Genomic DNA, 13,937 nt, shown 5'->3' with positions numbered 1-13,937 from the left:
GTGGGTATACTCCCAAAATTTTCTCAACAAAAAAATCCCCGTAAAGCATATACACTTTACGGGGAGAGCCTGTTTTCTAACTTATTATATACGTACAGCCGTACCACTTACAGCAACCATTAACATACCATCACGAACAACTTCGTAGTCTACGTCAACACCAACGATTGCATTAGCACCTTTTTGTCTTGCAAGTTCTTTCATTTCGTCCATTGCAATATCACGTGCTTCTTTTAATTTACTTTCATAAGCGCCAGCACGACCACCGACAACATCACGAACTGAAGCGAATAAATCGCGGACAATATTCGCACCCATAATAGCTTCACCATTTACAATATCAATATATTCACTAATTTCTTTCCCTTGAATTCCCTGCGTTGTTGTTACAATCATGATTGACACTCTCCTATAACTTATAATTTTTAATTGGCGTTTCTTATGTCTTTATTATGACATGGAAAAAGTAGCTAAACTATCTAATAACCTTACAGGAATGTGACATTTTTGTAAGGAAGATTTACTCATTTTCTATTCGAATTTCTTTAAAATATGACCATTTTCTGACCAATCTTGTCGAGGTAGATATACTAAATCTGTAATTGTTCGCTTTCCATCAAACTCAAACGATAAAAAAGCCTTGCTGATTGCAAGACTCCTCTCCTCATTTCATCCAATTGTGTATCGACTATCCTCTGAAACAAGTAAGCTTGTATGATCAATTGTGACAACACATTTCCCTAACCTCCGCTTTACTTCCGATTGTAATTTCTTGTTTGCTTCTTCTAAAGAATGTGCTGGAATAATTGCTGATTGTAAGTCTGTTACCTTGCCATCATACATCACAGAAAAATCAATTTCATATCGATGTATCATGATTTCCCCACTTCCTTTCCAATAGTACGCTTACAACTCATCCTTACATGCTTTTTGTTTTCATATATTTTTACAATTACACTACGTTTCTTCACAAGCCTCGCTAACCCTGCCAAAATAACCTTTAAAAATTCCAATACTTAATAAAATATATGCAACAACCTTAAAAAAATCATTCTCAAACCCTTTTTTTTCGAAATTTCATTTAAGCTACTTAAAATCCCGAATAACAAACATAATCTCATTCGATACCAAATATATTAACGATTCATTAAAAATCGATTACAAACAAATCTGGAATGTGATTTTCTCTGGAATGGAAACTTTTTGTGCTGAAAATTATATAAATATTGTTATCCAACACACCCAATTGATAATCCTGGTAAAAAGGAGCTAAATTTTTATCACTACTCATATCTCTCCTCCAAAAACAGTCTTGTTATTTAGAATAATAAGTCTAATTATGATGCAATTTGTAGGATTTTTATACTCTTTGTCGAATACATGTAAAAAGGGGGGAATATGGCATGCTGTTCACAGGATTCTTCATTAATCTATCTATTTTTTCTTTCCTAGCTAGTTCAGCTATTTTTATTCAAGTATTTATAAGGAAAATGGATTACAAATTTATCCATTTATTTTGGGGCACATATTCAGGTATCATAGCTGCTATTTTGATGATTTTTAATTTTAAGCACATGGGATTGTTTTATGACTTGCGAGCCGTTCCTCTTATTATTTCGTTTATTTATTTTGGTCGTACAGCTGGCTGGATTACATTAATTTTTATTTTATTTATGCGTATTTTCTACCTTGGTGGTGATTGGGGACCAGCTTTGATAGCTGCTTTAGGAATTGCTACTATATATACTATATTCAAAACATATCTCAAAAATACCCATCCCTTTAAAAGCGTCTTTCTTTATCTAGCTGTTTATCTAGCCATAATTCATTGGGTATTTGGATTCTTTTTTCCTTCTATCTCACTTATACTTCTTGACATCCAAGGTACATTATTTATATCTTGCGGACTCTTAATTGGTGTTTTTCTTATGGAATCCTATCAAAATTTATATAACTTAACACAAGACCTAGCTAAAGCGAATGAAACTTTACTAGAATCAAAGCAAGTATTAAGGGATACCGTACATGAATTGCAAGGAGGTATTTTTAAATTTAAAAAAGAAAATGGGGATTTTATCCACACTTTATGTGATGGGCAGTTATTTTATCACCATGGGTTTCACTCCGAACAAGTGGTAGGAAAAAGTTTACTGACCATAGATTCTTCCATTGTTCCATTTCATTTACTTCCTCGACTACTAAAATATTATCAAGAGGCATGGGATGGTGAAGAAGTCAATTTCGAACTGCCATGGCCAACTGATGAGACTATTATCCTTTTCTCTCTTAGGCCTGTTATACGAGAAGGAACAGTTATTGAGGTAGTTGGTTCTACGGTTGATATAACGAAAAGAAAAAATGCGGAAGATGAACTAAAGGTGACGAAAGAACGTCTGGAGTCATTTGTAAATCATAACGTAGATGCTATCACTATATTTGATTTAGATGGACATATGATACAAGCGAATAAAGCTTATGAGAAGATATTTGGTTGGTCAGAAAAAGAAAGCTTGGGAAAAAAATTACCTTGCGTACCTGATTTTTTAATGAATGAAACTTTAGAGTTAATCAAAAATATTAGTAATACCAATATACAAGACCCTGTTATTACTAGGTTAGAAACAGTTAGACAACGAAAAGATAAAACTCTAATTGATGTAAACGTGACGGTTTCACCAATTCTAGATTTAAGGGGCAATATAATTGCTTTATCAGGAATTTGTAGAGACATTTCTGAAAGGAAACAAGCAGAAAGAGAACGCCGTCAATTACATCAACAATTAAGAGACAGTGAAATGAAATACCGTGCGCTCATCGAACAAGCAACTGACGCAGTATATGTAGTAGAGCTAAATGAGGATCAACTTCCAGCTCGATTTATTGAGGTAAATCCTGTTGCATGTAAAAGATTTGGATATAGTAGAGAAGAGCTTCTTTCGATGCCATTTCCTAGTAACGTTCCGCCAGATTCTCCGATAATCAAAAGAGTGATAGAAAAAATTAGAGAAGGGCAAACTGCTTTCACTTTGCAAGATGAATTTGTTTTTCCGACAGGACAAACAATTACAACTGAATTTGGTGTCCGTGTTTTTAACTTGAATGGCAAAAATGTTTTCTTGAGTATCTCTCGAGATATCACAGAACGTTTAAAAACAGAAGAATTATTACGAAAATCGGAAAAACTTGCTGTAGTAGGTCAATTATCCACTGCAATTGCACATGAAATTAAAAATCCTTTAACAGCAATGAAAGGATTCATGCAGTTATTAAAATCAATGGAAAATAAGAACACTGAGCATTATATAGATATAGTGTTAGCAGAGATTGAACGTATAGATAGTATTACTAATGAATTTATGACATTAGCAAAACCTGAGGCATTAGAAATTAAAACTAATGACCTGAATGTATTAATGAAGCAAATTGTAATGTTACTTGAACCTCAAGCGATAATGAATTGCATACAAATTACAACTGAGTTTACATCTGATACTTCATTCATACTTTGTGAAGGGAATCAATTAAAGCAAGCTTTTATAAATATCTTAAAAAATGCAATTGAGGCAACTTCAATGGGAGGGGAAATCTTGATTCAAATCGAATATGTGCCTGATCAAAACCAGGTAAACATTCGATTTACTGATTATGGGTGTGGAATTGAACAGGAACGTGTACCTTACCTAGGAGAACCATTTTATAGTCTCAAAGAAAATGGTATCGGTTTAGGATTAATGATCTGTTATAAAATTATTGAGAAGCACCAAGGAAAGATACTTATTGAAAGTGAAGTAGGAAAAGGAACAACAGTTAATATAAATCTTCCTATATCTACTCTCAAAAAAGAAAACTCTTATTCATCTTTTTAGGTACATCCTAGAACCATGAAGTACAGTTATATAATTTATTAAATTTTCCCCTTTAGATTTAATTATCTAAAGGGTTATCTGTTTATGTTAAGAAAATCTCATATTGTACTCTCGCCATTTAGCAGCTTTACGAACTGTTTGAAGTAGGGACTTCTTGGGAGGTATAAACTTTCTAATAATCTTAAATATAGAAATTCCCCTATTTCTATAAGTGGATATTTCTATATATATCCCTACTTTCGTTATCAAAAATAGCGAAGATATTCCTGTTTCTTCAACTAATAGTTAGCAAAAACAAGTGAATCTGCAGGAGAAAAACAAATTTAAAAACCAACAGGGCAATAATACAACTCTATCAAAATTACAATAAAAGGAGCTAGTCTGTGAATAAATATTATATGAGTGCTATCTTAAGTATTGTACTTTCTGTTGTATTATTTATATTTAATTTCTATCAGACTAAAATAGAAGGAGTAATAGTTGCTTTAAGTATAGGAGCGAGTATTAAATTTCTAGCTGATGGTGTATTGAATGAAAGTAAACACAAAAAACACAATTGATTTTGAAGTAAACCGAAGATTAATCACCTTAATAAGATGATTAATCTTTTTTATAAAAACTTAAGGAATCCAAAATTAAAACCCACACATTTTGATCAAACTTTTTTCAAAATGTGTGGGTTTCCTCTATTTATAAATCAATATTTGTAGCAATACTTTGATCAAGCTATAATTCAAACCAACATAACCAGTCTTTTTATCTCATTCGTTGACGAACAAATACGAATCCACCTAAAGCTACCAACAACATTCCTACAATATATGAAATCATCTCCATTGATGTTCCACCTGTGTTAGGAAGCCATACTGATGTCTTAGTATTTTCTTTAGTTGGTGGAACTTTTGAATCTGTGCTTGGATCTTTTGGATCTGTGCTCGGATCTTTTGGATCTACGCTTGGATCTTTTGGATCTACGCTCGGATCTTTTGGATCTACGCTTGGATCTTTTGGATCTACGCTCGGATCTTTTGGATCTACGCTCGGATCTTTTGGATCTACGTTCGGATCTTTTGGATCTTCCTTGATTTTTATATTCGTAATATCATAACCTTTTACTTCGGATTTATATCCATCCACTGGTTGTTCTTTTACTTCATACTTATATACCTTACCTTCGGCATCATATGCCGCTAAGTCTTTGAATCCATATTTCCAACCTGTTGCTTCACTTACTTCTTGCGTCGCAACTACTTGGCCATTTTGTAGTAAGTCTACTTTGATTGTTTTCGGACGATTTGTTGCGTTTCCGTCCTTCCACGTTTTTGTTCCTTCTACTGTTGTTTGCGCTACTTTTGTATTTGTAATGTCATAACCTTTTACTTCGGATTTATATCCATCCACTGGTTGTTCTTTTACTTCATACTTGTATGCATTGCCTTCGGCATCGTATGCCGCTAAATCTTTGAATCCATATTTCCAACCTGTTGCTTCACTTACTTCTTGCGTCGCAACTACTTTACCGTTTTGTAGTAAGTCTACTTTGATTGTTTTCGGACGATTTGTTGCGTTTCCGTCCTTCCACGTTTTCGTACCTTCTACTGTTGTTTGCGCTACTTTTGTATTCGTAATGTCATAACCGTGAACTTCTGATTTATATCCATCTACTGGTTGTTCTTTTACTTCATACTTGTACGCATTGCCTTCGGCATCGTATGCCGCTAAGTCTTTGAATGTATATTTCCAACCTGTTGCTTCACTTACTTCTTGTGTATTGATGACCTGACCGTTTTGTAGTAAATCTACTTTGATTGTTTTCGGACGATCTGTCGCATTGCCATCTTTCCACGTCTTTGTTCCTTCTACTGTTGTTTGCGCTACTTTTGTATTTGTAATGTCATAACCTTTTACTTCGGATTTATATCCATCCACCGGCTGTTCTTTTACTTCATACTTATACGCATTACCTTCGGCATCATATGCCGCTAAGTCTTTGAATCCATATTTCCAACCTGTTGCTTCACTTACTTCTTGCGTCGCAACTACTTTACCGTTTTGTAGTAAGTCTACTTTGATTGTTTTCGGACGATTTGTTGCGTTTCCGTCCTTCCACGTTTTCGTACCTTCTACTGTTGTTTGCGCTACTTTTGTATTCGTAATGTCATAACCGTGAACTTCTGATTTATATCCATCTACTGGTTGTTCTTTTACTTCATACTTGTACGCATTGCCTTCGGCATCGTATGCCGCTAAGTCTTTGAATGTATATTTCCAACCTGTTGCTTCACTTACTTCTTGTGTATTGATGACCTGACCGTTTTGTAGTAAATCTACTTTGATTGTTTTCGGACGATCTGTCGCATTGCCATCTTTCCACGTCTTTGTTCCTTCTACTGTTGTTTGCGCTACTTTTGTATTCGTAATGTCATAACCGTGAACTTCTGATTTATATCCATCCACTGGTTGTTCTTTTACTTCATACTTGTACGCATTGCCTTCGGCATCGTATGCCGCTAAGTCTTTGAATGTATATTTCCAACCTGTTGCTTCACTTACTTCTTGTGTATTGATGACCTGACCGTTTTGTAGTAAATCTACTTTGATTGTTTTCGGACGATCTGTCGCATTGCCATCTTTCCACGTCTTTGTTCCTTCTACTGTTGTTTGCGCTACTTTTGTATTTGTAATGTCATAACCTTTTACTTCGGATTTATATCCATCCACCGGCTGTTCTTTTACTTCATACTTATACGCATTACCTTCGGCATCATATGCCGCTAAGTCTTTGAATCCATATTTCCAACCTGTTGCTTCACTTACTTCTTGCGTCGCAACTACTTTACCGTTTTGTAGTAAGTCTACTTTGATTGTTTTCGGACGATTTGTTGCGTTTCCGTCCTTCCACGTTTTCGTACCTTCTACTGTTGTTTGCGCTACTTTTGTATTCGTAATGTCATAACCGTGAACTTCTGATTTATATCCATCTACTGGTTGTTCTTTTACTTCATACTTGTACGCATTGCCTTCGGCATCGTATGCCGCTAAGTCTTTGAATGTATATTTCCAACCTGTTGCTTCACTTACTTCTTGTGTATTGATGACCTGACCGTTTTGTAGTAAATCTACTTTGATTGTTTTCGGACGATCTGTCGCATTGCCATCTTTCCACGTCTTTGTTCCTTCTACTGTTGTTTGCGCTACTTTTGTATTCGTAATGTCATAACCGTGAACTTCTGATTTATATCCATCCACTGGTTGTTCTTTTACTTCATACTTGTACGCATTGCCTTCGGCATCGTATGCCGCTAAGTCTTTGAATGTATATTTCCAACCTGTTGCTTCACTTACTTCTTGTGTATTGATGACCTGACCGTTTTGTAGTAAATCTACTTTGATTGTTTTCGGACGATCTGTCGCATTGCCATCTTTCCACGTCTTTGTTCCTTCTACTGTTGTTTGCGCTACTTTTGTATTTGTAATGTCATAACCTTTTACTTCGGATTTATATCCATCCACCGGCTGTTCTTTTACTTCATACTTATACGCATTACCTTCGGCATCATATGCCGCTAAGTCTTTGAATCCATATTTCCAACCTGTTGCTTCACTTACTTCTTGTGTATTGATGACCTGACCGTTTTGTAGTAAATCTACTTTGATTGTTTTCGGACGATCTGTCGCATTGCCATCTTTCCACGTCTTTGTTCCTTCTACTGTTGTTTGCGCTACTTTTGTATTCGTAATGTCATAACCGTGAACTTCTGATTTATATCCATCTACTGGTTGTTCTTTTACTTCATACTTGTACGCATTGCCTTCGGCATCGTATGCCGCTAAGTCTTTGAATGTATATTTCCAACCTGTTGCTTCACTTACTTCTTGTGTATTGATGACCTGACCGTTTTGTAGTAAATCTACTTTGATTGTTTTCGGACGATCTGTCGCATTGCCATCTTTCCACGTCTTTGTTCCTTCTACTGTTGTCTGTGCTACTTTTGTATTCGTAATGTCATAACCGTGAACTTCTGATTTATATCCATCTACTGGTTGTTCTTTTACTTCATACTTATACGCATTACCTTCTGCATCATATGCCGCTAAGTCTTTGAATCCATATTTCCAACCTGTTGCTTCTGTTACTTCTTGCGTCGCAACTACTTGGCTATTTTGTAGTAAGTCTACTTTGATTGTTTTCGGACGATTTGTCGCGTTTCCGTCCTTCCACGTCTTTGTTCCTTCTACTGTTGTCTGTGCCACTTTTGTATTTGTAATGTCATAACCTTTTACTTCGGATTTATATCCATCTACTGGTTGTTCTTTTACTTCATACTTGTACGCATTGCCTTCGGCATCGTATGCCGCTAAGTCTTTGAATGTATATTTCCAACCTGTTGCTTCACTTACTTCTTGTGTATTGATGACCTGACCGTTTTGTAGTAAATCTACTTTGATTGTTTTCGGACGATCTGTCGCATTGCCATCTTTCCACGTCTTTGTTCCTTCTACTGTTGTTTGCGCTACTTTTGTATTCGTAATGTCATAACCGTGAACTTCTGATTTATATCCATCCACTGGTTGTTCTTTTACTTCATACTTGTACGCATTGCCTTCGGCATCGTATGCCGCTAAGTCTTTGAATGTATATTTCCAACCTGTTGCTTCACTTACTTCTTGTGTATTGATGACCTGACCGTTTTGTAGTAAATCTACTTTGATTGTTTTCGGACGATCTGTCGCATTGCCATCTTTCCACGTCTTTGTTCCTTCTACTGTTGTTTGCGCTACTTTTGTATTTGTAATGTCATAACCTTTTACTTCGGATTTATATCCATCCACCGGCTGTTCTTTTACTTCATACTTATACGCATTACCTTCGGCATCATATGCCGCTAAGTCTTTGAATCCATATTTCCAACCTGTTGCTTCACTTACTTCTTGTGTATTGATGACCTGACCGTTTTGTAGTAAATCTACTTTGATTGTTTTCGGACGATCTGTCGCATTGCCATCTTTCCACGTCTTTGTTCCTTCTACTGTTGTTTGCGCTACTTTTGTATTCGTAATGTCATAACCGTGAACTTCTGATTTATATCCATCTACTGGTTGTTCTTTTACTTCATACTTGTACGCATTGCCTTCGGCATCGTATGCCGCTAAGTCTTTGAATGTATATTTCCAACCTGTTGCTTCACTTACTTCTTGTGTATTGATGACCTGACCGTTTTGTAGTAAATCTACTTTGATTGTTTTCGGACGATCTGTCGCATTGCCATCTTTCCACGTCTTTGTTCCTTCTACTGTTGTCTGTGCTACTTTTGTATTCGTAATGTCATAACCGTGAACTTCTGATTTATATCCATCTACTGGTTGTTCTTTTACTTCATACTTATACGCATTACCTTCTGCATCATATGCCGCTAAGTCTTTGAATCCATATTTCCAACCTGTTGCTTCTGTTACTTCTTGCGTCGCAACTACTTGGCTATTTTGTAGTAAGTCTACTTTGATTGTTTTCGGACGATTTGTCGCGTTTCCGTCCTTCCACGTCTTTGTTCCTTCTACTGTTGTCTGTGCCACTTTTGTATTTGTAATGTCATAACCTTTTACTTCGGATTTATATCCATCTACTGGTTGTTCTTTTACTTCATACTTATACGCATTACCTTCTGCATCATATGCCGCTAAGTCTTTGAATCCATATTTCCAACCTGTTGCTTCTGTTACTTCTTGCGTCGCAACTACTTGGCTATTTTGTAGTAAGTCTACTTTGATTGTTTTCGGACGATTTGTCGCGTTTCCGTCCTTCCACGTCTTTGTTCCTTCTACTGTTGTCTGTGCTACTTTTGTATTTGTAATGTCATAACCTTTTACTTCGGATTTATATCCGTCTACTGGCTGTTCTTTCACTGTATAGATGTAAGCTACTCCGTTTGTATCGTATGCTTGGAGTTTTTCAAATGTATACTTCCAGTTTGTTGCCGCTGTTACTTCTCTCGTATCTACTACTTTACCGTTTTGTAGTAAATCTACTTTAACCGTGCTTGGACGATCCGTTGCGTTTCCGTCTTTCCACGTTTTCGTTCCTTCTACTTTCGTTTCGCCTACTTTTGTATTCGTAATGTCATAACCTTTTACTTCCGATTTGTATCCGTCTACTGGTTGTTCTTTTACTGTATAGATGTAAGCTACTCCGTTTGTATCGTATGCTTGGAGTTTTTCAAATGTATACTTCCAATTTGTTGCCGCTGTTACTTCTTTTGTGTCTACTACTTTACCATTCTGTAGTAAATCTACTTTAAATGAACTTGGACGATCTGTTGCGTTGTTATCGTTCCACGTCTTTGTTCCTTCTACTTTTGTTTCGCCTACTTTTGTATTCGTAATATCATAACCGCTTACGCTAGATTGATATCCCGCTACTGGATGTTCTTTCACTTCATACTGATAAGCTACTCCATTTGCATCGTATGCTTGTAAATCTGCGAATATATATTTCCAACCCATTACTGCTAGTACGTCTTGTGTTTTGATTACGTTACCGTTTTGTAGTAAGTCTACTTTGATCATTGCCGGACGGTCTGTTGCGTTTCCATCTTTCCACGTTTTCGTTCCTTCTACTGTCAATTTTGCCACTTTTGTATTCGTTATGTTATAACCGTTTACTTCCGATTTATATCCCGATACAGGATGCTCTTTTACTGTGTACGTATAAAGAACGCCATTTGCATCATATTGTGCTAGGTCTGCAAATGTATAATTCCAATTGTTTCCTGCTGTTACGTCTTGTGTTTGAATTACGTTGCCATTTTGCAATAAGTCTACCTGGATTGTTGTTGGTCGATCTGTTGCATTGTTGTCATTCCAAGTTTTCGTTCCTGCTACTGTTGTTTTTGCATCTTTTGTATTCGTTATGTTATAACCGTTTACTTCCGATTTATATCCCGATACAGGATGCTCTTTTACTGTGTACGTATAAGGAACACCATTTGCATCATATTGTGCTAAGTCTGCAAATGTATAATTCCAATTGTTTGCTGCTGTTACGTCTTGTGTTTGAACTACGTTGCCATTTTGCAGTAAGTTTACCTGGATTGTTGTTGGTCGATCTGTTGCATTGTTGTCATTCCAAGTTTTCGTTCCTGCTACTGTTGTTTTTGCATCTTTTGTATTCGTTATGTTATAACCGTTTACTTCCGATTTATATCCCGATACAGGATGCTCTTTTACTGTGTACGTATAAGGAACACCATTTGCATCATATTGTGCTAAGTCTGCAAATGTATAATTCCAATTGTTTGCTGCTGTTACATCTTGTGTTTGAATTACGTTACCATTTTGTAATAAATCTACTTGGATTGTTGTTGGTCGATCTGATGCATTATTGTCATTCCAAGTTTTCGTTCCTGCTACTGTTGTTTTTGCATCTTTTGTATTCGTAATATTGTAGCCATTTACTTCTGATTTATATCCCGCTACAGGATGCTCTTTTACTGTGTACGTATAAAGAACGCCATTTGCATCATATTGTGCTAGGTCTGCAAACGTATAATTCCAATTGTTTCCTGCTGTTACGTCTTGTGTTTGAACTACGTTGCCATTTTGCAGTAAGTTTACCTGGATTGTTGTTGGTCGATCTGTTGCATTGTTGTCATTCCAAGTTTTCGTTCCTGCTACTGTTGTTTTTGCATCTTTTGTATTCGTTATGTTATAACCGTTTACTTCCGATTTATATCCTGCTACTGGATGTTCTTTTACTGTATACGTATAGGCATTACCGTCATTATCATATGCAGGTATATTTGCAAATGTATAATTCCAACCGTTTGCTGCTGTCACGTCTTGTGTCTGGATTACGTCACCATTTTTCAGTAAGTCTACTTGAATCGTGCTCGGACGATCTGTTGCATTGTTATCATTCCAAGTCTTCGTTCCTGAAATGGATGTCGTTTTCACCTTATTCGGAATCATCAACTTTACACCTTTTTGAGCAGTTGCATCAATTGTAAAAGGCACTTTTACTTGAGGATCGAAATCCACATAGTCTGGAGCTTTAATCTCTGTTACATAGTAATTTCCTGGGTCTAAATTAGACATTTCAACAATACCTTCTGCACCCGTTGTATAAGTATCGCCAATTTGTTCACCCGATTCCTTATGCAACTTAAACGTAACATCTGGGATGAATTTTGTATTATCTCCTTCAATATGCTTCACAATTCTTAGTGTACCTTTAGGCGGTAAATCACCTTGCGCACCACCATCTGCGTTTATATTTTTAACCTCGGATTCCTTTGAAACGGTTACCGGTGGCTGATTTAGAATCTGATAACTAATTGTATAATCATTATACAAATATTTTTCGTTCATTCCGCTATCAGTTATAACCGAGCTATAATGCATACCGAAATACTTCCCACTTACATAATCCTTATAACCTCTAATTTCGAAAGAGTTACCGTTAAACGTAATCGTTCCATAGCCTTTATCCCTAAATTGTTGTGGTGTAAAATCCTCATTTCCAACTATTATAGTAAAGTCTTCCTGCTTAAATGTTTGACCCGATCGTAAAGTATCGGTCAAAACAACATCAGAACTTAACTGTTCCGAACCAGTAGTATTTACATTCAACTGCCACTTGATTTCATTCGGAGCCTCTGGGTAAATTTGACCTGTTTTGTAAGTAAATGTTGTTGTACCCGTCCCCTCAGTTGGTCCTTTAATTGTTACCCTTTGAGTTGCTAAACTTGTACCTAAATTTGTATCAACTGGTATCGTTTGATTCACTCCTACATTACTAGTTGCTTTGAATTCAAAGGACAAATAGCCTCTAATGTTTTGAAGTTTCTCAACCGTATCATTAAATGTACATACCACATTAGTTGTTGTTACTTGGCAAGTACCAAAACTAACACCGTTTTCATTCTTCAAGTCAATTGCTTTACTATACCCTGCTAGTTCTGCAGGTAGTGTTAATGTTAGTGTATCTCCAGCCTTCATTTGATTTCCGGATTTATCACTAAAATCTACTCTTATTCCCGATCGTTCTCCATAATTTAATTCCGTTTTGTCGAATGTAAAACTATCCACAAATCCTGTTGTATTTAATTCTTGTGCACTTGCTATTATAGATGTGAAACTCTGACCTATCGTCAACATAAATAGCATTATAATCGTAGAAATCGAAATCACTCTTTTTACCATGTCATTCTCCTGTCAATTATATTTAGATGGCTACTAATATGAATATGCTATGACAATGACTCAATAGGTTGATGGCATTTTTGTCTTTCGATTGTTATAACCTTAAAATCTTGAAAATTGATTTTCTATAAACAATTCTTCTATTCTCCATAAATCCTCATTTTTTCTGATCTAAAATCATAATTTTAAATATTTAGATATATGAAATTATATGATAGTATTGTAATCGGGAAGGCCATATTCTTGCATCATTCCTATCAAATCTTGCAATCTTAAGTTGTATCATGTATGCCATCTCATTAGAAGCATAAATTTTCTGGTTAATACTGTTTTCATTCAAATACTATTGACTTATTCATACTACTTCCCATCATTTTTAGATTCATAATATCAGTATGTCCAAGTTTGATAGCACCTTTTTAATGATTCACAATTTTATTTACCAGATTCTCTTACCTCCCCCTAAGGACATTTTTTTTCATGCTCCCACCCGTAATATTAAGACTATTTAAATAATAAAAATAGTTTTTGTAACTTTTGTAACTGATTGTGTAATTAAAAAAACAAACATAAATTAATACCTCATTTGGGATAAACTTTTTATTTTATATTCCCTCCTACATACACCGAAATATCATCCTTAAGTGCTTGTGCTAAACCTCTGCCTAAATTTTGATTCATTTAGTAAAAACCACAAACAATTTTGTTTATTCATGTACCTCTTATATATCATTTCCTAGGTTTATAATTAAGTAGTCCTATGCTTTTTAAAAGAATGAACAGTAACGTTCACTAATTTTTGTCAGCTTATGAATTTAGAATTTTAATCACAATCTACATGACTTATAAACTTCATGGCTAAATCTCGCTATA

The 13,937-nt window shown here is 35.5% G+C and carries 6 protein-coding genes; 2 read left to right on the top strand and 4 right to left on the bottom strand.

What is annotated here, in order from left to right; translation table 11 throughout:
• Window positions 1–84: 84 nt before the first annotated feature.
• The 3 genes from NSQ47_RS26780 to NSQ47_RS26770 form a co-directional block, all read right to left on the bottom strand.
• Window positions 85–396: a heavy metal-binding domain-containing protein gene (locus tag NSQ47_RS26780; RefSeq protein WP_000637500.1), complete on the bottom strand. Its 312-nt coding sequence runs from the start codon at window positions 394–396 to the stop codon at window positions 85–87.
• 273 nt (window positions 397–669) lie between these two features.
• Complete coding sequence (locus tag NSQ47_RS26775; RefSeq protein WP_070129399.1) at window positions 670–876, bottom strand: hypothetical protein; 207 nt, start codon at window positions 874–876, stop codon at window positions 670–672.
• 271 nt (window positions 877–1,147) lie between these two features.
• Window positions 1,148–1,291, bottom strand: coding sequence for a hypothetical protein (locus NSQ47_RS26770; protein ID WP_002162238.1), 144 nt, complete (start codon window positions 1,289–1,291; stop codon window positions 1,148–1,150).
• Between the two features lie 112 nt (window positions 1,292–1,403).
• On the opposite strand from NSQ47_RS26770, the gene NSQ47_RS26765 reads away from it, so the two are divergent.
• Together NSQ47_RS26765 and NSQ47_RS26760 are read left to right on the top strand one after the other, a co-directional pair.
• On the top strand, window positions 1,404–3,866 hold the full coding sequence (locus NSQ47_RS26765) for a PAS domain S-box protein (RefSeq protein ID WP_341038726.1): 2,463 nt from the start codon (window positions 1,404–1,406) through the stop codon (window positions 3,864–3,866).
• Window positions 3,867–4,249: 383 nt separating this feature from the next.
• Window positions 4,250–4,426: a hypothetical protein gene (locus NSQ47_RS26760; protein WP_341038724.1), complete on the top strand. Its 177-nt coding sequence runs from the start codon at window positions 4,250–4,252 to the stop codon at window positions 4,424–4,426.
• Between the two features lie 196 nt (window positions 4,427–4,622).
• Here NSQ47_RS26760 and NSQ47_RS26755 read toward each other — a convergent pair whose 3' ends face one another.
• Complete coding sequence (locus NSQ47_RS26755; protein ID WP_341038723.1) at window positions 4,623–13,064, bottom strand: Cna B-type domain-containing protein; 8,442 nt, start codon at window positions 13,062–13,064, stop codon at window positions 4,623–4,625.
• Window positions 13,065–13,937 lie beyond the last annotated feature (873 nt).

It is taken from the genome of Bacillus sp. FSL R10-2780, assembly GCF_038006125.1.
Taxonomy (GTDB): Bacteria; Bacillota; Bacilli; order Bacillales; family Bacillaceae_G; genus Bacillus_A; species Bacillus_A cereus_U.
This window is presented reverse-complemented; position numbering and strand designations above follow the sequence as displayed.